The organism is Bacillus methanolicus PB1, assembly GCF_000262755.1.
Taxonomy (GTDB): Bacteria; Bacillota; Bacilli; order Bacillales; family Cytobacillaceae; genus Bacillus_Z; species Bacillus_Z methanolicus.
Genome location: NZ_AFEU01000001.1, coordinates 485,576 through 506,779, shown reverse-complemented (window position 1 = coordinate 506,779; position 21,204 = coordinate 485,576). Strand labels below are relative to the sequence as shown.

Annotated in this window: 17 protein-coding genes; 13 read left to right on the top strand and 4 right to left on the bottom strand. The window is 38.7% G+C overall.

What is annotated here, in order from left to right; translation table 11 throughout:
- Positions 1 to 45: 45 nt before the first annotated feature.
- The 4 genes from PB1_RS02330 to PB1_RS02315 all read left to right on the top strand — a co-directional run bounded on the left by PB1_RS02330 (position 46) and on the right by PB1_RS02315 (position 4,524).
- The gene (locus PB1_RS02330) at positions 46 to 2,997 is read left to right on the top strand and encodes an amino acid adenylation domain-containing protein (RefSeq protein ID WP_003350518.1); all 2,952 of its coding nucleotides are present in this window, start codon (positions 46 to 48) and stop codon (positions 2,995 to 2,997) included.
- Between the two features lie 36 nt (positions 2,998 to 3,033).
- Positions 3,034 to 3,609: a 4'-phosphopantetheinyl transferase family protein gene (locus PB1_RS02325; protein ID WP_003350516.1), complete on the top strand. Its 576-nt coding sequence runs from the start codon at positions 3,034 to 3,036 to the stop codon at positions 3,607 to 3,609.
- A 175-nt stretch (positions 3,610 to 3,784) separates the two neighbouring features.
- Positions 3,785 to 4,096, top strand: coding sequence for a hypothetical protein (locus PB1_RS02320; RefSeq protein ID WP_003350515.1), 312 nt, complete (start codon positions 3,785 to 3,787; stop codon positions 4,094 to 4,096).
- A 149-nt stretch (positions 4,097 to 4,245) separates the two neighbouring features.
- Positions 4,246 to 4,524, top strand: coding sequence for a type I restriction enzyme endonuclease domain-containing protein (locus PB1_RS02315; protein WP_003350514.1), 279 nt, complete (start codon positions 4,246 to 4,248; stop codon positions 4,522 to 4,524).
- A gap of 39 nt (positions 4,525 to 4,563) precedes the next feature.
- On the opposite strand, the gene PB1_RS02310 is transcribed toward PB1_RS02315, so the two are convergent.
- Together PB1_RS02310 and PB1_RS02305 are read right to left on the bottom strand one after the other, a co-directional pair.
- Entirely contained in the window at positions 4,564 to 5,316 is a 753-nt protein-coding gene (locus PB1_RS02310; RefSeq protein WP_238533074.1) for a M48 family metallopeptidase, read from the bottom strand.
- Positions 5,317 to 5,593: 277 nt separating this feature from the next.
- Positions 5,594 to 6,502 carry a LysR family transcriptional regulator gene (locus tag PB1_RS02305; protein WP_003350512.1) on the bottom strand — a complete coding sequence of 303 codons (909 nt, stop codon included), beginning with the start codon at positions 6,500 to 6,502 and terminating at the stop codon, positions 5,594 to 5,596.
- 322 nt (positions 6,503 to 6,824) lie between these two features.
- Between PB1_RS02305 and PB1_RS02300 the strand changes: the two genes are divergently transcribed.
- The 5 genes from PB1_RS02300 (at position 6,825) to bioC (ending at position 13,384) form a co-directional block, all read left to right on the top strand.
- Positions 6,825 to 8,645: an assimilatory sulfite reductase (NADPH) flavoprotein subunit gene (locus tag PB1_RS02300; protein ID WP_003350511.1), complete on the top strand. Its 1,821-nt coding sequence runs from the start codon at positions 6,825 to 6,827 to the stop codon at positions 8,643 to 8,645.
- Positions 8,646 to 8,672: 27 nt separating this feature from the next.
- Complete coding sequence (gene cysI / locus PB1_RS02295; protein ID WP_003350510.1) at positions 8,673 to 10,391, top strand: assimilatory sulfite reductase (NADPH) hemoprotein subunit; 1,719 nt, start codon at positions 8,673 to 8,675, stop codon at positions 10,389 to 10,391.
- A 268-nt stretch (positions 10,392 to 10,659) separates the two neighbouring features.
- Positions 10,660 to 11,841, top strand: a complete 1,182-nt coding sequence (bioF, locus tag PB1_RS02290; protein ID WP_003350509.1) for an 8-amino-7-oxononanoate synthase — start codon at positions 10,660 to 10,662, stop codon at positions 11,839 to 11,841.
- Positions 11,838 to 12,563: an alpha/beta fold hydrolase gene (locus PB1_RS02285; protein ID WP_003350507.1), complete on the top strand. Its 726-nt coding sequence runs from the start codon at positions 11,838 to 11,840 to the stop codon at positions 12,561 to 12,563. Before bioF ends, PB1_RS02285 begins: the two co-directional genes overlap by 4 nt.
- Positions 12,560 to 13,384, top strand: a complete 825-nt coding sequence (bioC, locus tag PB1_RS02280) for a malonyl-ACP O-methyltransferase BioC (protein ID WP_003350505.1) — start codon at positions 12,560 to 12,562, stop codon at positions 13,382 to 13,384. The genes PB1_RS02285 and bioC overlap by 4 nt, the downstream gene beginning before the upstream one ends.
- 360 nt (positions 13,385 to 13,744) lie before the next feature.
- Here the strand turns inward: bioC and PB1_RS02275 are convergent, their stop codons facing one another.
- Both PB1_RS02275 and PB1_RS02270 read right to left on the bottom strand, forming a co-directional pair.
- Positions 13,745 to 14,272: a hypothetical protein gene (locus tag PB1_RS02275; RefSeq protein WP_003350503.1), complete on the bottom strand. Its 528-nt coding sequence runs from the start codon at positions 14,270 to 14,272 to the stop codon at positions 13,745 to 13,747.
- Positions 14,273 to 14,589: 317 nt separating this feature from the next.
- Positions 14,590 to 16,026 (bottom strand): DDE-type integrase/transposase/recombinase, encoded by a 1,437-nt coding sequence (locus PB1_RS02270; RefSeq protein WP_003350502.1) that lies wholly within the window; start codon positions 16,024 to 16,026, stop codon positions 14,590 to 14,592.
- Positions 16,027 to 16,194: 168 nt separating this feature from the next.
- On the opposite strand from PB1_RS02270, the gene PB1_RS16515 reads away from it, so the two are divergent.
- From PB1_RS16515 to dhaK, 4 genes are all read left to right on the top strand, one after another.
- Positions 16,195 to 16,887, top strand: a complete 693-nt coding sequence (locus PB1_RS16515) for a TetR/AcrR family transcriptional regulator C-terminal domain-containing protein (protein WP_003350501.1) — start codon at positions 16,195 to 16,197, stop codon at positions 16,885 to 16,887.
- Between the two features lie 92 nt (positions 16,888 to 16,979).
- Positions 16,980 to 18,251 carry a DUF445 domain-containing protein gene (locus PB1_RS02260; RefSeq protein WP_003350500.1) on the top strand — a complete coding sequence of 424 codons (1,272 nt, stop codon included), beginning with the start codon at positions 16,980 to 16,982 and terminating at the stop codon, positions 18,249 to 18,251.
- A 166-nt stretch (positions 18,252 to 18,417) separates the two neighbouring features.
- Positions 18,418 to 19,908: a glycerol kinase GlpK gene (glpK, locus tag PB1_RS02255; RefSeq protein WP_003350499.1), complete on the top strand. Its 1,491-nt coding sequence runs from the start codon at positions 18,418 to 18,420 to the stop codon at positions 19,906 to 19,908.
- 284 nt (positions 19,909 to 20,192) lie between these two features.
- Entirely contained in the window at positions 20,193 to 21,188 is a 996-nt protein-coding gene (gene dhaK / locus PB1_RS02250) for a dihydroxyacetone kinase subunit DhaK (protein ID WP_003350498.1), read from the top strand.
- Positions 21,189 to 21,204 lie beyond the last annotated feature (16 nt).

Here is a 21,204-nt window from a genome sequence, read left to right as displayed (position 1 = left end):
AAACCTCCTAAAAGAGGGTTATTCAACAAGAATGGAGGGTATCAAATGAAGAATATTGTGGAAGGATTTAAATTATCTGTAAAAAAATTTCCGGATCAAATAGCGATTAAAGATAAGAATCGATATTTAACATATAAAGAACTAGATAAAAAATCGTCGCGTGTAGCTTTGGAATTAATAAAAAATGGACTAAAAAAAGGACAGTTTGTAAGCATTTTTCTTAAAAGAAGCGTCGATACTGTAGTCTCCATTTTAGGCATTTTAAAAGCTGGTGGAGCGTATGTACCATTAGATCCAGCACATCCTGAAGAAAGAAATCGATATATTATCGTAGATACTCAATCACCATTTTTGATAACGAAATCAGATTGGCTTGAAAAAATTAAAAAACTAAATGTAAGATCGAAAAATATATTGTTGGATTGTTTAGCTGACAATGATGAAGATGTATCGGTAAACATTCAAGAGAATGATTTAGCTTATGTGATTTATACATCAGGCACTACCGGCAATCCTAAAGGTACTTTATTGAGACATGTCGGGGTATTAAATTTAGTTTCATGGAAACAGAGAGTGTTCAATATTAGACCGGAAGATCGAGTATTACAATTTGCTACGTTTAGTTTTGATGCTTCAGTACCTGAAACATTTGTTTCCTTATTTAATGGTTCGATTTTGTATTTAATTGATGATGAGGATAGAATGTCTGCTGAACATTTTCTTAAAACAATCGATAGAGAAGGAATTACTGTCATTCCTGCCATACCGACTGTATTTTGTAACCAGTTATCAAAATATGCTAAAACACATGGCAAACGGAAACTTGGAAAGGTAAGGGCTATAGGAGTAGCAGGAGAATTGCTAACAGGTGAGGTTGCAAGAAACTTTAAAAAGCAGTTTGGAAATGAAACGACATTATTTAATTTATATGGACCAACGGAAACGACGGTAGCGGCTTCGTATTATAAGGTACCTGATGAAATAGATGAAAATTTGTATAGTGTTCCAATTGGAAAAGCAATTGATGGTACTAAGTTATATGTAGTGAATGAGAAAGAAGAGAGATGTAAAGTAGGCGAGATTGGTGAATTGTGGATTGCATCTGCAGGTATTTCTTTAGGTTATTTGAATCAACCAGAGAAAACTGCAGAAGTGTTTATTAAAAATCCTTTTGAGGATATTTTTGAAGGAATGGTATACAAATCCGGAGATCTAGTAAAAGAATTAGAAGATGGGAACTTAGTGTTTATCGATAGAAAAGATACTCAAGTTAAAATTCGAGGACATCGTATTGAGATTTCTGAAATTGAGAATCGGATGTGTCAGATTGAAGGAATTCATGATGCTGTAGTAGTCGTAGAAGAAGACAACGCAGAGAAAATATTAAAAGCTTTTTACATTTCTACGAATGAGTTGGGCCATGCTTTTATTATCAATGAGTTAAAAAAGAAATTGCCGCGTTACATGATTCCTTCTAAAATGAAAAGAATTGAAGAGTTGCCTTTTGCTCCTACAGGAAAAGTAGATAGAAAGAAATTAGCGATGACTGAAGCTGATCGAGTAATATTAGTGACCGATGATATTGTACATCCTAGAAATCAGGTAGAGGAAGATATTTTAAATGCGTGGAAAAAAGTATTAAACATTGAAGGAATTGGAATAAAAGAAGATTTCTTTGAAGTTGGTGGACATTCTTTAAAAATTATTGAAGTATTAGCAGAGATAAAGAAAAAGTATAGAGGATTATTTATTAAGGATTTCTTTGATTTGCGCACAGTAGAAAAATTAGCCGCAAAAACAATGGAAGAGCACAAAAAAGCGGTTCAAGTAAAAGAAAAAACATTTGTACAATTAAAAGAATATCCTGTGTTAAAAGTAGATAAGATCTTACCTAAAGTAAAGAGTGTGATATTAACAGGGGCAACCGGATTCCTCGGTAGTCACTTATTGAAAAGATTGGCCGATAAGAAAATTCATATGTATGCGATTGTGCGAGGAAACCAACCTGAAGAGCGATTGAAAGAAAAGTTGAATAAATATTTTCACATGGAGATGAATGAGTATATTCACGTGGTGAATGGAAACTTAACACAGAGATTTTTAGGGTTGCCTGTAGACCAGTTTAAGGAGTTAGCTTTCAAAGCTGATGCTGTTGTACATAGTGCCGCGGATGTTAGGCATTATGGAGAGCGGCAGCATTTTGAGAAAGTCAATGTAGAAGGTACGAAACATATGTTAGAACTATTGGATGTGAATCCAGATTTGGTATTCCATCATATTTCAACGGTAGGAACTGTGGAAGATTTACTATTAGAAGGAAAGTGGATGGAGTTACAAGGAAAAACCAATATTCCGGAGGATTTGCAATTAAATAATGTGTATACAGACACGAAATTGAAAGCTGAGAGATTGGTTTTAGATAAAGTCAAAGAAGGCTATCAATCATTTATTTATAGAATGGGAAATTTAACGGGAAGAGCATCTGATGGAGTATTTCAGGAGAACATTGATCGTAATGCATTTTATCGGATGATGAAATTAATGATACTAGTTGGAAAAGCACCTGATGTAAATTGGATGGTTGATTTTACACCCATTGATTTTGCCAGTGCAGTTTTAACGACTTCCCTGCTGAAAACTCATCATGATAGACGGGTCTATCATGTCAATCATCCAGAACCTATTCATTATTGCAAATTTATAGAGTTATTGAATAAAGTGGGTTATAAGGTAGAATTGATGGATAAGATAGAATATGAAGAATTTGTATTAAATCTAGAAACTTCTGAGGAAGCTAGAAATTTATTGGTTGCACAATTAGACGGTGACGGTGCGAAAGATTCTGAAGCGGTCTTTGATAGCAGGGATACGATGACTTCTTTGGGAATAAAAAATATTCCTGAAATCAATAAAGAATATGTTAAAAAATTAATAGATCATGCTTTGGAAGTTGGATTTATTAAGGCTAATAAATTAGTAAAAGAAGTATTAGTGTAATCCTGATACTTCTTTTTTTTGGTGGTATGTGGGATCGTGGATGTATATATATTTCAAGACTGGAAGTTTTGCAAAAAAGAAATAAATGAGAGCATCATCACCGATAAAGAACAGATGTATATAAAGAAGTATGGAAACGGTAGAGAATCCATACTTTCTTTACTTTTAGTAAAGTCTGTTTTAGGCGAAGTGGAAATTTGGAGAGATGAAAGAGGAAAACCTTTATTAGTCAATGATGAAGGATTTGTAAATTGGTCTCATAATGAAGAGTATTTGGTATTAGCAGTTAGTAGAGAAGGTCCTGTTGGTGTGGATATTGAGTCGTTAAGTATAGACTATCAAGAAGAGGCGTATGGTTGGATTTTACATGATGAGGAAAAAGAACGGATGAAACAGGGAGTGAAATTTTCTGAAATATGGACAAGGAAAGAGGCTTATGTAAAGTATCTAGGGGTGGGAATTGATGAAGATTTGAATAAGTGGAATTCTTTTGATAAGGATTTTATAAAGTCTTTTAAATTTAAGAATGCTGTAATTAGTGTATGCGCTGAAAAGATTGGCAAGATCAATGTATATGTAAACGGGTATATTCTAAACAGGGCCGGTCTCTAAAGGATTTGAGAGAAGAATACAATCAGGTTAAACAACTATTTATTGTCCAGCTGTAGACCTGCAAATACAATGTTTATTGCACTTAAAAATTGAATATTAAATTCTTTTCAAGATTAAAGAGGAAATTCCTCTCTTTGTGTCGAAACATTAATAGTAAAGAAGGGAAGGTGCTAATATGGAAATAAAAAAATTAATTCAAGAAGGCGAAGATTTAAAATATAATCTTAATAAGAGTAATTATGAAAAAATAATAGATTGGATTAGAAAATCACAATCGTATGTTGAGACAAAATATAATGGCATAGAATTTACTAAGACTTTCTGTTCAACTGCTAAATCTTTTATTAATATTGTCCAATCACAAGAATTATATAATGAGGAATACTTTACTCAATTAATAAGTAGTTTAAAAGAATGTAAGGAATATGAAGCTTTTCTTTATGGTCGAACAGACGAAATTGAAAATTTAGATGATTACATTGTTTAGCACTCTTTTTTAAGGGTGCTTTTTATTTATCTGGAAAAGGTGTGATGCTGCAACATTAATAAAAGAAGACTTATTTTTGTTTTCTCTTATTTAAAGTACCTTACTTACTATATCTGATCGAACGTCTTAGGAATTGGATGAAGAAAACCGTGATCCCCAATCGGCTTCAATATCCGTTTTATCAATTGTTTCAACAGCTTCTTCCAGACGAAGAACATAAAGATGCGATTGATGCGTTGACACATCTTGTAACAGACATCATTGCAGAAGAAAGCCTAGCAATTGATTGGGTGAATAAAGAAGATGTGAAACGTGAGATGAGGAAGAAAATTAAAAAGCAACTGCGGGCCAGTATTATCCCTAAAGACCAATTAGAAAGCGTAACCCAACAGATTATGTCATTAGCAATGGTGCATTACAAACGATAAACGATTGAAAGCCTCCTGACTTAAGGAGGCTTTCGTCATCTATAAAGTTAATGTTGGACCGTTTATACGTAACCATTCTTTTCTCTGTTCATAGTCCGATATCACAGATTTAACAAAATGCCAAAAATCATCTGAATGATTTGGATATTTCATATGGGCCAATTCATGTACTAATAAATAATCGATAATCGGCATTGGCGCCATCATAATTCTCCAGTTTAAATAAATGGCCCCTTCATTTGTACATGTCCCCCAGCGCATTTTTTGTTCTTTTAATTTAATCTTTGTCGGAATGACACCCATTTTAGAATGATAAACTTCCAGACGTTCTTGCAACTTCTTTTCTCCGTAACGTATATACCAGTCTTTGAATGCTTGTTGAAAGTATGGTATTCTCTCTTCTTCTGTTAAATGCGGAGGTAGCGTAGCAATAAATTTACTTTGTTTAAATAGAAATATTGGCTTTATAACTTCTTCACTTTTCAATACTTTTAGCCGATAGTTACGCCCTAAATAAGCAAATTTCTCCCCACTTACAAATTCTTTAGGAGCGGGGGGATCGGAAATTTGATTCAATGCCTGCCACTTATCAATAATCCATGGGGCTTTTTTATAAAGGATAGAATCTAAAAGTGTAGGATCTATTCCCTCAGGAGCAACTACTTTGACTCCTTCTAACCACTCAACAGATATCGTGACGTCCTGCTTTTCTGGCTTATACTCTACTGCATAATCTATCGTTGTCCTGCCATATTGAAAGCTAGGCATAGAAATAAATACTCCTTTGTTCATTTGATTGTCTCTCATTTTATCCTTGAGAAAACAAAAGGTCAACCTTTAATCCGGAGAAGGCGTATAGGTTCCATATGCAGATGGGCGGGGCGGTAAATATCGTCCCGCTCATATTATGAGTGTTAGTGGTTGAAGTGCTATTACGATCGCTATCAAAATAACTAAAACCGGTCCTACACTTGCTTTCCTTTACCGTATCAAGATCAATCACTGGAGAGCTGCTGGATTGCATCATAAACAGGGCCACTGCAGACAATTTAGGGACAAAAAAGCAAGCTCAAAATTGGATTTCTTTCTTGCTGTTAGGCCATTTTTTGTTTAATGCATTTATAAAAGTCTTCACGTTCTTTTTATCTTGCAAAATGGGGGAATAAATGTAGGAAAGCGTTCGGTAAAAGGACTGATCTTTCAACTGTATAATAGAAAGATTCCTATGCTGTACATCTCTTTCAATGACACTGCGGGATAGGAGAGAAAGCCCCATACCATTGATCAGTGTTTCTTTAATTCCCTGATTGCTGCTTATGGTAAGAAGCGATTTCACTTTCAAACCATTTGAACGAATGACGTGGTTAAGATATTCACGTGTACCTGATCCAACTTCTCTGGTTACCCATGCTTGATTTTGAAGGTCAGCCATTGTAACTTCATCTTTACAGGCAAGTTCATGTTTGTTCGAAGAAACAATAAATAACTCATCTTGCATAAAAGAGTGTACGGAAAGCTCCTTTTCATTTGTTTGACCTTCAATTAAGCCTATATCGACTTGATACAACCGGACAGATTGAACGATTTCTTCCGTGTTTCCAATTGTAACTTGCAGTTCAAGTTCTGGATAGTCGTTTTGAAGGTCAAGAAGTAAAGTAGGCAAGATATACTCGCCGATTGTAAAACTAGCGCCTATTTTTAATACTCCTTTTATGGAGTTATCATGTTCGAGAATGTCTTGTTTAGTCTGTTCATAGATCGTGATCATTTGCTTTGCGCGATCATATAAAATCTCTCCGGATGGGGTGATTTGCAAGAATTTTGGAGAACGCAGAAATAATTTTGTATGGAATTCTTTTTCCAAATTTTTTATGTGCAAACTTACAGTTGGTTGTGACATGAGAAGGATTTCGGCTGTTTTTGTGAAATTTTTAACTTCTGCAAGGGTTACAAATGTTTTTAACTCTTCATAGTACAAAGATATCCCGCCTTATTATTAGTAATCTTAATAGTAATAATAATTTATATTTATTTTACTAATGCCGTGTTTTAAGGTAAAGTTAATTTAAAACTTTTGTTAAAAATCATACTATTACGATAAATAACCTTGAAAAGAGCCTATCCCTAGTCATTTTCGGATGGTTTATAACATTATAACCGACTTAATTTATAGGGAAAATCTAGATTCGATAAAAAGAATCATTTTTCACTTAAAAGTAAAACGGAAGAAATTTTGAAAACTGTCATTTTAAATAAGAGTACCTAAGATAAGTTTTTATTCCTTTGTGAGGTGGATACCGTTGCAACTTCAAGTAATGAACAGTCCGTTTAATCAGGAGCAGGCAGATCTACTAAACCGCCTTCTGTCGACATTGACAGAAACACAAAAAGTCTGGCTGAGCGGTTATCTGGCTGCGTCCCATTCTAATTTCGTTTTGGGAACTCCAGAAGTGCCGGCGGCAGAACTTCCTTCGGGGAGCACCGGGCAGACAATCTCAAAAGAAGTGACCATTCTATACGGATCCCAGACGGGCAACGCCCGGGGGCTAGCGGAGAAGGCAGGAAAGACGCTTGAGGGCCGCGGATTTCAGGCAACAGTTTTGTCGATGAGCGATTTTAAGCCGAACAATTTGAAGAAGGTCCAAAACCTGCTTATTATCGTGAGCACACATGGAGAAGGCGACCCTCCGGATAATGCTCTGTCGTTCCATGAATTTCTTCATGGCAGGAGGGCGCCAAAGCTTGACGGTCTCCGCTTTTCTGTTTTGGCGCTAGGTGACAGCTCGTATGAGTTTTTTTGCCAAACGGGAAAAGAATTTGATGCTCGGTTAGAAGAGCTTGGTGGCACTCGGATTTATCCGCGCTTTGACTGCGATCTTGACTATGATGAGCCGGCGGTCGAATGGCTTGAAGGAGTCATTGACGGCTTAAGGGAAGAGAATGAAGAAAAGGCTGAATTTCCGCAAGGTTCAACGCCTCAGGCAGTTGGATCGGTGTATTCCAGAACAAATCCGTTTAGAGCAGAAGTGCTTGAAAATATCAATTTGAACGGTCGTGGCTCAAATAAAGAAACGCGCCATATCGAGTTATCGCTTGAAGGGTCTGGTCTCACATTCGAACCGGGTGACAGCCTCGGAATTTATCCGGAAAACGATCCGGCTCTTGTGGGCATGCTTCTTGAGGAAATGAAATGGGATCCGGAAGAAATCGTGACGGTCAATAAACAAGGAGATGTCCGACCGCTCAAAGAAGCGCTCATCTCCCACTTTGAAATTACTGTTTTAACAAAACCGCTTCTTGAAAAGGCGGCGAAGCTTTCAGCGAATGAAGAATTACGTAAGTTATTATCACCGGGCAATGAAGAAAAATTAAAAGCATATCTTGAAGGGCGCGATTTGCTTGATTTGGTCCGTGATTTTGGTCCGTGGAGTGTATCGGCGCAAGAGTTTATCTCCATTCTCAGAAAAATGCCGCCCCGCCTTTATTCGATTGCGAGCAGTTTATCCGCGAATCCGGATGAAGTGCATTTAACAATCGGCGCCGTCCGGTATCATACACACGGCCGCGAACGAAAAGGTGTCTGCTCGATTTTATGTGCGGAGCGTCTGCGGCCAGGGGACACGCTACCGATTTACATTCAGCATAACCAAAACTTTAAACTGCCAAATAATCCGGATACGCCGATCATCATGATTGGACCGGGAACAGGCATTGCCCCGTTCCGCTCCTTTATGCAGGAACGTGAAGAAATCGGGGCGAAAGGAAAATCATGGCTGTTTTTCGGCGACCAGCATTTCGTGACGGATTTCCTTTACCAGACAGAATGGCAAAAGTGGCTGAAAGACGGCGTGCTGACGAAAATGGATGTCGCGTTTTCGCGTGACACGGATGAAAAGGTGTATGTGCAGCACCGCATGCTTGAACACAGCAAAGAATTGTTTGAGTGGCTTCAAGAAGGAGCAGTTGTTTATATTTGCGGCGATGAGAAAAACATGGCACATGACGTCCATAACACTTTACTTGAGATTATCGAAAAAGAAGGCGGCATGAGCCGTGAAAAAGCGGAAGACTATCTTGCTGGCATGCAGCAGCAAAAACGTTACCAGCGTGATGTATATTAATTTTCTGTATGAAAGGAGTTTTGCAACATGTTGCACCAAATTTTAAAAGCCCCGGAAGGACCGCCAAGCGATGTAGAACGCATTAAAGAAAAAAGCGACTATTTACGCGGCACGCTGAGGGAATCGATGCAGGACCGGCTCAGCGCCGGAATTCCCGATGATGACAATCGCCTGATGAAATTTCACGGTAGTTACTTGCAGGATGACCGGGATCTGCGCAACGAACGCCAAAAGCAAAAACTTGAACCTGCCTATCAGTTCATGCTCCGCGTCCGTTTGCCGGGCGGTGTAGCAACTCCGGCCCAATGGCTTGTCATGGACGAACTTGCCCAAAAAAACGCAAACGGCACCTTAAAACTGACAACTCGCATGACGTTTCAAATGCATGGGATTTTAAAATGGAATATGAAAAAAACGATCCAGGAAATCCATGCGTCCCTTTTGGATACGATTGCGGCGTGCGGGGACGTGAACCGGAATGTTATGTGCAACCCGAACCCATTTCAATCTGAGATTCATTCCGAAGTATATGAATGGTCGAAACGATTAAGCGATTATTTGTTGCCGCGCACAAAAGCATATCATGAGATTTGGCTTGATGAAGAAAAAGTGGCTGGCACGCCTGAAATGGAAGAAGTTGAACCAATGTACGGACCGCTTTATTTGCCGCGGAAGTTTAAGATCGGTATCGCCGTTCCGCCATCAAATGACATTGATGTTTTTTCGCAGGACCTTGGATTCATTGCGATTGTTGAAGATGGCAAGCTTGTCGGTTTTAACGTGGCGATCGGCGGCGGCATGGGTATGACGCACGGCGACAAAACGACATATCCGCAGCTTGCCAAAGTAATCGGTTTTTGTACACCAGGCCAAATTCTTGAGGTGGCGGAAAAAGTCATCACGATACAGCGTGACTACGGGAACCGTTCGGAACGCAAAAATGCCCGGTTTAAGTACACGGTTGACCGGCTCGGGCTGGAAACAGTCAAGGATGAACTGGAAAACCGCCTCGGCTGGAGGCTTGTCGAAGCGAAACCGTTTCATTTCGACCATAACGGCGACCGTTACGGCTGGGTGGAAGGCGTTCAAGGAAAATGGCATTTTACGCTGTTTGTCCAAGGCGGACGCATTGCGGATTTTGATGATTATAAACTGAAGACCGGCCTGCGCGAAATCGCTAAAATCCATACCGGTGATTTCCGGCTTACGGCCAATCAAAACCTGATCATCGCCAATGTATCCAGCCAGAATAAGGAAAAGATAAGTGAATTGATCGAGCAATACGGTTTGACAGATGGCAAGCATTATACAGCACTCCGCCGCAGTTCCCTGGCTTGCGTCGCTCTTCCGACGTGCGGACTTGCGATGGCAGAAGCAGAACGCTATTTGCCCGTCCTTCTTGACAAGATTGATGCCATTATTGATGAAAACGGTCTACGCGACAAAGAAATTACCATCCGTATGACTGGCTGCCCGAACGGCTGTGCCCGGCATGCGCTCGGCGAAATTGGATTTATCGGCAAGGCGCCCGGCAAATACAATATGTATCTTGGCGCAGCTTTTGACGGCAGCCGCTTAAGCAAAATGTACCGCGAAAACATCGGGGAAGAAGAAATTTTGAGCGAATTGCGTGTGCTTCTTTCCCGCTACGCAAAAGAACGGCAGGAAGGCGAGCACTTCGGTGACTTTGTCATCCGGGCAGGTATAGTCAAAGCTACGACAGACGGCACGAATTTCCATGATTGATCAAGAAATCAGAGACAGGAACGCATTCCTGTCTCTTTTTTATCCCAAACCAAAAAACAGTTTAACATCGTTCCTTACAAAGAGGAGTTATTTTCACAATTAGTTGATCTTGATAAGGCAGCCGTAGGCGGGTCTTAAAAATGTAAATGTTTCTTTTGAATAGAATTAAGAAAAAGATTGTTTGAATTATTTTCATATGTTATGATTGTTTATTATGTTAACTTAATATTATTTAAGGTTAACATTTTAGTGGATAAGGTGGGATAGGATGCGCTCGTGGGAGGAACAAATGAAAGCAGAATTGCTGCATTTAGAGACAAAAGCGCAAAGAAGGAGCTTACCATCCATCGATTTTTTGAACGATTCGTCCATCATCATGAATGGCCGGAAGCTTCTCAATCTTGCGTCAAACAATTATCTTGGATTAGCTGGTGACATGCGGCTCATTGAAGCAAGTAAACATGCGGCAAATAAATACGGTGCAAGCTCTACGGCATCGAGATTAATTGTTGGAAACTATTCCCTGTATGAACGTGTAGAAACAGAACTGGCGAGATGGAAAGGAACAGAATCAGCACTTATTTTCAACAGCGGATATACAGCCAATATAGGCATCTTTTCTGCTCTCGTCGGTCGCAATGACCTCGTGTTTAGTGATAAATGGAACCATGCAAGCATAAATGATGGAATTATTTTAAGCCGAGCGGAAATGAAGCGCTATAAACATAACGATCTTGATCATTTAGAAGCACTTTTAAAAAAAGCACCGCAACATAAGCGAAAACTTATTGTAACAGATACCGTCTTCAGTATGGACGGCGATATTGCTCCATTAAAAGGGCTCGTTGAACTCAAAGAAAAGTATGGAGCGATTTTAATGGTCGATGAGGCCCATAGCAGCGGCGTTTACGGTGAAGGAGGAGAGGGGCTTGTTTATGATTTAGGTCTTCAAGAACAAGTGGACGTACAAATGGGGACATTCAGCAAAGCACTCGGCTCTTTCGGTGCATATGTGACCGGAAAAAAGTGGCTGATTAATTATTTTGTGAATAAAATGAGGAGTTTCATTTTTACAACGGCATTGCCGCCCGCTGTATTAGGTTCGATTCAAGCTGCGATTCATATCGTCCAACAAGAGACAGCGCGCCGGAAACAGCTTCACGATTATAGTCAATATTTTCGTACAAAACTTCGTGATCTCGGTTTCAACATTGGTACAAGCGTGACACAAATTGTACCAGTGATTGTCGGCTCCAATGAGTCAACGGTGCAATTTAGTGAACGACTGCAGGAAAGAGGCATTGCGGCTGTCGCCATTCGGCCTCCCACGGTTCCAGAAGGGACTGCAAGAATTCGTTTCTCTCTCATGGCGACGTTAACGAAGGATGAACTAGACCGGGCGATTAACGAAATCGCTTCAATCGGTCAAGAAATGGGGATTATTTCATGAAAGAGCAAAAACATATCGTCTTCATTCCAGGATGGGGAATGAGAGGAACGATTTGGTCACCGCTTGCCGAAAAATTGAAAACATCTTTTTCCGTTTATTATGTCGAATGGGATGGAGTTGAAACGATGGCCGATTATAAACAAAAGGCAGTTCAACTCGTTGAAGAAAACGGTCTTTCTTCTTTCATTGCAATTGGCTGGTCGCTCGGGGCACTCATTGCTTTAGAGCTTGCCAATTCCTTTCCAGAGAAAATCGATCGACTTGTTCTCATTAGCGGAACGAGCCGATTTATTAAGGGAGATGGCTATGACGCTGGCTGGGAACGGCGAGTAGTCGAACGAATGAAACGGCAATTAGTTCGAAATCGCAAGCAAACACTTTCTTCATTTTTTGCTTCGCTATTTTGTGAAGAGGAACAAGAAAAAGCACTTGATTTTGAACATTATTTTCACAACTCTGACGATCAAGTACTTCTTGTTGGACTCGATTATTTAATGACAGCTGATGTTCGTTTCGATCTGCGTAATATCGCCTCACCACTTTTACTTGTTCATGGCGAAAAAGACGCCATCTGTCCACCGGCAGCTTCGCGTTATATAGCAGAACAAACACGTGAAAATGCGATTTTAAAATTTTTGCCTAAAACCGGACATGTTCCGTTTTTAACAAAAACAGATGAATGCGCCCGGCTGATTGAAACGTTTGCAGGAGGAAAAGGATGATCGATAAACAATTGCTGCAAAAAAGATTTAGCGAAAGTGCAAAAACGTATGACCAATTCGCAAACGTCCAGAAAAAAATGGCTGATTGCTTATTGAAACAGTTAATGATGAAAAGAAGCGATTCGTCTCCGCTTCATATTCTTGAAATCGGTTGTGGGACAGGCTATCTCACTGCCAAACTGTCCCGTCATTTTCAACATGCGACCATCACCGCCATCGACTTGGCTCCGGGAATGATTGAAATCGCCAAACAGCGGATTTCTGGCAAGCGGATTCACTTCCTCTGCGGTGATATCGAGGAAATGGAGCTAAATGACCGGTACGATCTCATTCTCTCTAATGCCACATTTCAATGGCTGAATCACTTGGAATCGACACTTTCTCGTCTAAGCTCCATTTTAAACAGAGATGGAATGATTCTTTTTTCAACCTTTGGATGCAAGACATTTCAAGAACTTCATACTTCCTTTCAACGAGCGATGCAAAAGTTACAGCTTGATACAAACGCTCGCCTCGGCCAGCCTTTTTACACATTAGAGGACTTGCTGGAACTGTGTGAGTGCTCTGTTCAAGCGGTTCATCCAACTTCGACGATTTTCGGAACAGAAACGATTGAAACGGAACGATTTCATTCCGTCAAAGACTTTTTTACCTCACTAAGAAAAATAGGCGCAACCAATAGCAACAAAGGTCCATACTTCCAGCGACCTTCCGTCCTTAAAGAAATGATGAACATATACGAACAAGATTTTCAAGAAAATAACCTCATTTTCACAACATATCATTGTTTGTTCGCAGGAATTGAATGCCGGACTCGCTGATAAAGCGAGTAAAGATTTTTCAGAAAGCGCTTACATAATAAATCTCCCCATCGTATACTAAAAATTAAGATGTATTTTTTCAATACAAGGGGGATGAGGATGGAACATTTAGATAAACAATTTGAAACGTTAGTCATTCATCATGGCTATGATTCAAAGGAACATCTTGGAAGTTTGTCCGTGCCAATTTCTTAAAATCCTTTAATACCACAAAGGAGAAAAATCGTTTCGAAAAAACCGCAAAAGTAGTTTTTACCTGCGAGTTCCGCGATTTAATAATTACTGAAGAAGGGGTCTTTGGGGTTAGGTTCCGCAAATGAAACGTTTTTCAAGTAGAACTGGATAAATTTTAAAGAGTCTCTATTCTTGTAAACTTATTATTTTCTTTTTACGCTTTCCCCAAGGTTTTAGAACTGAAATAACAACAATAAATACTAATATCGTTGTTTGAATGGCGGCTGCCATCAATAGCATGTTCCGATTAAACAAGTAATCTGGGTTTTGTAAAGCATGCAACCCTTTTGATGATGTAATTTTGATAGAACGTTGGACAAATATATTGAGAATATTACCTAAACCAAAAATTAACAAAGTCAAAACTTCCTTTGTGATAATCCAATAATATTTTGTAAAACCCCAGTGAGTTTTAATGGATAACATAACCCCTGTAATAATAACACCTAAAAGACCGGGTATAATAAGCGAAAGATCAACTGTGTGCATAAGTGAATGAGAAACCGTAAGTATATTTCCACTATCCGTATTAAGTATGGTGATAAGAAGAACCCATTGAGTGAATGATCCCCCTAAAAACATAACAGTAAAGAAAAGATGAAAAATTAATAACCAGTTTCTTAGCAATAACTTTTTTTGTTTATTTTCTTTCATTAAATTCTCCTCCGCCTTTGCAGTTTAATCTAACACTGTTAGATTAACTTAATAATGCTATACTTGTCGGTAGTGTCAAAAGTTCTATGAAAACTCAGTATTGGAAGGATGTGTTCTACCGAAAATAGAGAAAATGCCGCCGCAATCGCTCTTGACAAACACGTCAATGGTTTAATTTTGAACCAACAAGGGCGAAGGGAACAAAAAGAAGGCACACCAAAGAAGCCCTTGCCAATTCCCATTTTAAACCATTGACTGGTTCGGTTTGTCAAGAGTTCGCTTCGCCGATGCTGGTAAGGGCTCTGCTAAACAAAAAGTTAGGCAGTTTGCTCTACTAGCCATTGTTGAGCTAAACCAATCAGTTTTGTCCAACGTGCAGGCATATTCGGCAGTTCTTTTAGTTCTGGAATAACTACAGGCACTTTGCCTTCTAGGGCTGAATGTGGCCGCAAGAAGTTAAAGTAAGCTACAAACAAGGTCACATAAGAAACGGATCCGTGATCGGATCCAAATCCGTGTGTCGATCTGTAATTGCCCTTAAATGTTCGATTCAGTCTTTCAATGATTTGTTTTAGCGGTCTGTATTCCGTGGAAACCAGGTCTTCGTTGGTTAGTCCAATGACCTGCTTCACATCAAATGTAATACCGTGTTGGGCAAAAAAGTGTTGTGCTAAAAGGTAAATTGGATTGCCATCTACGACAAAGGTGAGGTCTTCCGGGATCTCTTTCATCTTCCATAAGACCTCATCAATCGCACGGATGGCAGACACCGTATCACGATTTGGAGAAACAGGGTAGGACAGAATAATCTTCTTTACCGCATCAAAAAAGAAAAAAAGATAATGCCAACGGCCATTCACCTTTATGTATGTTTCGTCTCCGCAGAATTGATCAGAGAGCTCATAAGGATAATGATCCACATAAGGTTTGAGCATCAGTGCTACGCTGTTTTCGTAATTCAATATACTCTGGTGAGAGATGTTTACACCGTGAACATCCTTCATCAGTGCAGCTGTTTTCCGAGCTGATAGGCCATAGTTAACATGGTAAGTTAAAATGAGTCCTAATGTATGCGGTGACACATGAAGCCTGGACAAATCCACTTTTGGCTTCTTAGGTGAATGTTTAGCTAACGGCTGATAATCAATTTGAAACTGACGGAATATGTATCGAACTTTAAAAGACTGAGGATCCTTTTCGAACTGCTTTTTCTCTTTTTTAGACATTCCTTGCAGTTTCTTTTTGTAATACGGACAGTCATTGTTTTTGCACTTAAATACGAGAAAATCTTTTCTTTCCTTGATCTTCTCGAGTGTTTTAGAACAGTGTGGGCATTTGAGTACAGCCTCTTTGGCATATTGGTTCTTTTTATTAAACAGACACGCACACACCTTACATTGATACTGTCCTTTGCCTCCGTTATTGGCATAAAGATAATCGGACGGAGCACCACACCTTGGACATTTCATGGATGAAGGTACCTTACCTTTTGAATGGGAACGCCTCTGAACAGGTTTGAGAGGTTTCCCGTTCTTCTCCAAATATTCTGTGAGAAGAATTTGATAATCAAGCTTTTGTAGAGTTTCAATAATCGGTAGCTCATCCACCTGAAGTTTTTGATAAGGCTTATTTACAGGCTTTTCTGTTGGCTTATCAAACATGTTTTTTCCAATTAGAAGAGTAAGTAATGTTCGAATCATTTGATCTTGGTGCTTGATATATTCAAGCAAATAGGTTAATAATTGAGGTAACAACTTGTCACTTCCTTGTTTTAGGATTGGTGTGTGTGTGGTTACCTCACTAATACCCTAAAACAATGGGGGTGGCAAGTTTTTTGTTTATAAAACCTTAAATATCAATAAATTATCCAAATTTTATCTAAAAATTTTTGACAATACGTACTTGTCAAGGGAGGTAATTCTATGACTACAAATGGACGAACTAATAACAAGAATTCAAATACTCGGAATGAAGCACTAGATAAAGAAAGAATTGTTCAAACCGCAATCGTTTTACTTAATAAAGAAGGTTATCATAACTTAACAATGCGTAAATTGGCAGCGGCTCTTGATATACGTGCAGCCTCGCTATATTGGTATATCAAGAATAAAGATGAATTGATACAGTTAATTTCCGATGAGATAAGCAGTAAGATTCCTTTGCCTGATTCAAAAAAAAATTGGAAAGATCAATTAAAATCCATTGCAATATCATATCGGGGTGTCTTGCTTTCTATACGAGACTCTGCAGAAGTGATGGCTTATACTATACCTATAACTCCCCATAGACTCCGATTAATTGAAAATCTGTATCAGATTTTAATTCAGGCAGGGTTTTCCCCAGCAGATGTGGTTTCAACTGCGGCTTTTTATAATAATTACATTCTATCATTCGTAATGGATGAGATGAAGATGATTCATAATCAAGGTTTGAATACAGAAAAAGCAAGGGATGAAGTAATTAACATATTTAAATCTTTACCATCTGATAAATATCCTGCAATTGTTAAGCTTGCGGACTATTCAACAAGTCTTGAAATGGATAAACAATTTGAATTTGGACTTGATGTTTTATTATCAGGTCTGAGTAAAAGATTAGAGAAAAATGATTTATAAAATATTAGAAAATGAAACGCAAAAAATAAACATTTGTGAATTTCCTTATCATTTGGTTATAGTAAAGTTATATCATAAAGGATGAGGGAAACATGATGTCTAAAAAGTTAAAACAACCAAAGAAATCAAAGCTCTTAGCCAGTTTTTCGCTTGTTGTTATGGGGAGCGGTTTTGTTGCAACCATTCCTTTTCAAGGATCGTTTCTAGGCGGCTTACTGCAAGGCGGCTTTGAAGCCGGTCTTGTGGGTGGATTAGCTGACTGGTTTGCCGTTACCGCTTTATTCCGGCATCCAATGGGTTTGCCCATTCCCCATACAGCTCTTTTGCCAAAAAATCGGCAGCGAATGACAAATGCGCTTGTCTCCACACTTGAAAATGACTGGCTTTCTAAAGAAAGCATTAGAAATAAAATCAAACAAATTAATTTTACAGAAAAAATTTTGTCAGTCCTTGAGAAAGAGATTTATTCAGATTCAATTAAAAAGAGCGCAATGTCACTCGCGGCACAATTGATCAGCCATATTAATGTTGAAAAAATTACTCCTTATATTGAAAAAGAAATAAAGTCTTCTTTTCATTCAATTGAAATGAGTACTGTCTTACATACTGCCATCAATCAAATTCTCATTCATGGATATGATGAGAAGGCGTTAGATTTTCTTCTTGGCAAGGCAGAGGAATGGATAAGAAAAGGTGACACGAAGATTCAACTCGGCAACATGGCAATTCGGGCACTTGACAATATAGAGTTAGACGGTTTTCTGCAGTTTGCGCTTAAATCATTTCAGAATTTATTGAATGAAGAAAAACTCGGCAGCATTTTACAAAACATACTCCTTAGTGTGGTAAGCAGGTTGCGTAAGGTAGATGATACAAACAGAAAGGTATTGCTTCTACATATTCGTACGGAATTGAAAAACATACAAAACAACAAGAAGTTATTGGAAGAAATTGAAAAATGGAAGGGCCAATTAATTGCTGACTGGAAACCTGCGGAAAAAATAAATGAAATCTTGCAGAATACTCAACAGAAAGCATTGGCCTTTGTTCAAGACAGCGAGTTTATAGATTCTTATCTTCTTCCATTTTCAACACGATTTTTGAACAATTTAAAGGAAGATAAAGAAAAAATCACGAATATTGAAAACTGGATACAAAAACAATTCTCAAATCTTCTTGAAGAAAATCATTCAAAAATAGGCAAGCTTGTACAGGAGAATCTTGATAAGCTGGATGATGAAACGCTTATTCATATGATGGAAAATAACATCGGAAAAGACTTGCAGTGGATTCGGGTGAATGGAGCCGTTTGCGGTTTTATTATCGGGATTTTCTTAACAGTAATCAAAGCGCTTATTTATTGATTCATTTTTATATGGTTCTCTGACAGAATTATGGCTTCATTTTGGTGAAGATTCGCATATTCAAATAGATACGATTATTTTAAGTTTTTCTCTGATCAATTAATAAAAATTAAAAACAATCGGCTCACATATATTTGTCAAAAAATGATAGAAGGGGAGGGATTTAATGGAAAAGTATATTTTATCTTTAGATCAGGGTACGACAAGTTCTCGAGCAATTCTTTTTAATAAAAATGGGGAGATTGTTCACATTGCTCAAAAGGAATTCACACAACTTTTTCTGAAACCGGGATGGGTTGAGCATAATGCAAATGAAATTTGGGGATCAATTTTAGCTGTCATTGCAAGTGTTTTGTCAGAATCGGGTGTAAAACCTGACCAAATAGCAGCAATAGGAATCACAAACCAGCGTGAAACAACAGTTGTTTGGGATAAAGAAACAGGCAGCCCTGTATATAATGCAATTGTTTGGCAATCGAGGCAAACGAACGGAATTTGTGAAGAGTTAAAAGGAAAAGGGTACAATGATCTTTTTCGGAAAAAAACCGGGTTGTTAATTGATGCATACTTCTCAGGAACAAAAGTTAAATGGATCCTTGATCATGTAGAGGGTGCCCGAAAGAAAGCAGAACAGGGAAAATTATTATTCGGCACGATTGATACATGGCTGATTTGGAAGCTTTCCGGCGGCCGTGCTCATGTAACTGACTACAGTAATGCTTCCCGCACATTAATGTATAATATTCACGAATTGAAGTGGGACGAAGAATTGTTGGATATTCTTAGTATTCCAAAATCTATGCTGCCTGATGTAAGACCTTCTTCGGAAATTTACGCGCGCACAATCGATTATCATTTTTTTGGTAAAGAAGTCCCAATTGCGGGAGCAGCCGGCGACCAGCAGGCGGCCCTTTTCGGCCAGGCTTGCTTTGAGGAAGGAATGGCGAAAAATACGTATGGAACCGGTTGCTTTATGCTTATGAATACGGGGAAGAAAGCAGTGCGTTCCGAACATGGCCTGTTAACAACCATTGCATGGGGTTTAAATGGGAAGGTGGAATACGCACTTGAAGGAAGCATTTTTGTTGCAGGTTCGGCTATTCAATGGCTCCGCGATGGTTTGAGAATGTTGAAAAGTGCGAAAGATAGTGAAAAATATGCGTTAAAAGTTGAATCAACCGAAGGAGTTTACGTCGTACCGGCTTTTGTCGGTTTAGGTACTCCATACTGGGATAGTGATGTAAGAGGTGCGGTATTTGGTCTCACACGAGGGACTAGTAAAGAACATTTTATCCGAGCAACATTAGAGTCTCTTGCTTATCAAACAAAAGATGTATTGTCGGCAATGGAAGCGGATTCAGGGATTAAGCTGAAAACGCTCCGTGTAGATGGCGGCGCCGTTATGAACAATTTTTTAATGGAATTCCAGAGTGATATATTAAATGTTCCTGTTGAAAGACCTGTAGTAAATGAAACAACTGCTTTAGGAGCTGCATATCTGGCAGGTTTAGCGGTGGGGTACTGGGATAGCCAAGAAGAAATTGCGGCTCAATGGGCGATCGACCGCTTATTTGAACCGCAAATGTCCGATGAAGTCCGTGGCCAACTCTACATTGGATGGAAGAAAGCCGTAAAAGCTGCAATGTATTTTAAGTAAAATTTCAAACCATTGATATCGTATTTGGATTAAGATAACACCGATTTTATAAACGGGTCTGACTCCCTCCAACAATGACAATATATAGAATGTCTATATGTTGTATTGGAGAGGTCCGCCCCGCTTTTTTATATAAAGAAAAAAACGAAAAATTTTTAAATTTGTTATAATATTATATTATTATGATAAATTTGAATCTAACAAATAAACCACCTTCACATTTAAGGTTTTTGAATTTTGGACAAGATTTATTTTTTCATGAAAAAGTGTAAGGAGGAAACAAGATGAAAAAATTGATTAATCAACCGGAAAATGTAGTGCAAGAAATGATAGAGGGTTTTGTGGCTGCATATCCAAAGAGTCTTAAGCGAGTTCCTAACACAAATGTAATTGTTCGCGCTGATGCTCCTGTTCAAGGAAAGGTTGGAATTGTAAGCGGTGGAGGGAGTGGCCATGAACCTGCACACGGGGGATATGTTGGTAAAGGAATGCTGGATGGAGCGGTTGCCGGCGAAGTTTTTACTTCTCCGACCCCTGACCAAGTTTTTGAAGCGATCAAAGCTGTTGATGGCGGCAAGGGTGTTCTGCTTATCATTAAAAATTACACAGGTGATGTAATGAATTTTGAAATGGCCGCAGAATTAGCGGAAGCAGAAGGAATTCAAGTATTAAAAGTAGTCGTAAATGATGACGTAGCGGTAGAAAACTCTACATATACAGTCGGCAGAAGGGGAATTGCCGGAACGGTTTTTGTCCATAAAATATCTGGTGCTTTAGCTGAAATGGGAGCTTCTCTTGAAGAAGTAGCAGCTGTGGCAAACAAGGTAGTAGAGAATTTGAGCTCCATGGGAATGGCGTTAACGCCTTGTACAGTGCCTGCCGCAGGAAAACCGGGCTTTACAATTGGAGAATCTGAAATGGAAATTGGAATGGGCATCCATGGGGAACCGGGAATTGAAAGAAGTGAGATCAAATCAGCTGATGAAGTGGCAGAAATTCTTCTTAACAAAGTGCTCGATCAGCTGCAATTAAATGAAAACGACAAAGTAGCCGTTATGATTAACGGGCTTGGAGCAACTCCATTAATGGAGCTTTATATTGTAAATAACAAAGTATCAAAAATTTTGAAGGAGAAAAATATTACTGTCCATGAGACTTTTATTGGCGAATATATGACATCTTTGGAAATGGCAGGCTGTTCGATCACCCTTCTTCGCCTTGATGATCAACTGACAGAACTGTTAGATGCAAGTGCTGATACAATAGCTTTTAAGAAATAAACAGAAAGGAGTATTT

What these genes read in the sequence shown, in the direction of transcription:
- PB1_RS02330 (WP_003350518.1), top strand. Translation starts at nt 46, where the DNA reads ATGAAGAATATTGTGGAAGGATTTAAATTATCTGTAAAAAAATTTCCG.
- PB1_RS02320 (WP_003350515.1), top strand. Translation starts at nt 3,785, where the DNA reads ATGGAAATAAAAAAATTAATTCAAGAAGGCGAAGATTTAAAATATAAT.
- PB1_RS02310 (WP_238533074.1), bottom strand. Translation starts at nt 5,316, where the DNA reads ATGAACAAAGGAGTATTTATTTCTATGCCTAGCTTTCAATATGGCAGG.
- cysI (WP_003350510.1), top strand. Translation starts at nt 8,673, where the DNA reads ATGTTGCACCAAATTTTAAAAGCCCCGGAAGGACCGCCAAGCGATGTA.
- bioF (WP_003350509.1), top strand. Translation starts at nt 10,660, where the DNA reads ATGCGCTCGTGGGAGGAACAAATGAAAGCAGAATTGCTGCATTTAGAG.
- PB1_RS02285 (WP_003350507.1), top strand. Translation starts at nt 11,838, where the DNA reads ATGAAAGAGCAAAAACATATCGTCTTCATTCCAGGATGGGGAATGAGA.
- bioC (WP_003350505.1), top strand. Translation starts at nt 12,560, where the DNA reads ATGATCGATAAACAATTGCTGCAAAAAAGATTTAGCGAAAGTGCAAAA.
- PB1_RS02275 (WP_003350503.1), bottom strand. Translation starts at nt 14,272, where the DNA reads ATGAAAGAAAATAAACAAAAAAAGTTATTGCTAAGAAACTGGTTATTA.
- PB1_RS16515 (WP_003350501.1), top strand. Translation starts at nt 16,195, where the DNA reads ATGACTACAAATGGACGAACTAATAACAAGAATTCAAATACTCGGAAT.
- PB1_RS02260 (WP_003350500.1), top strand. Translation starts at nt 16,980, where the DNA reads ATGATGTCTAAAAAGTTAAAACAACCAAAGAAATCAAAGCTCTTAGCC.
- glpK (WP_003350499.1), top strand. Translation starts at nt 18,418, where the DNA reads ATGGAAAAGTATATTTTATCTTTAGATCAGGGTACGACAAGTTCTCGA.
- dhaK (WP_003350498.1), top strand. Translation starts at nt 20,193, where the DNA reads ATGAAAAAATTGATTAATCAACCGGAAAATGTAGTGCAAGAAATGATA.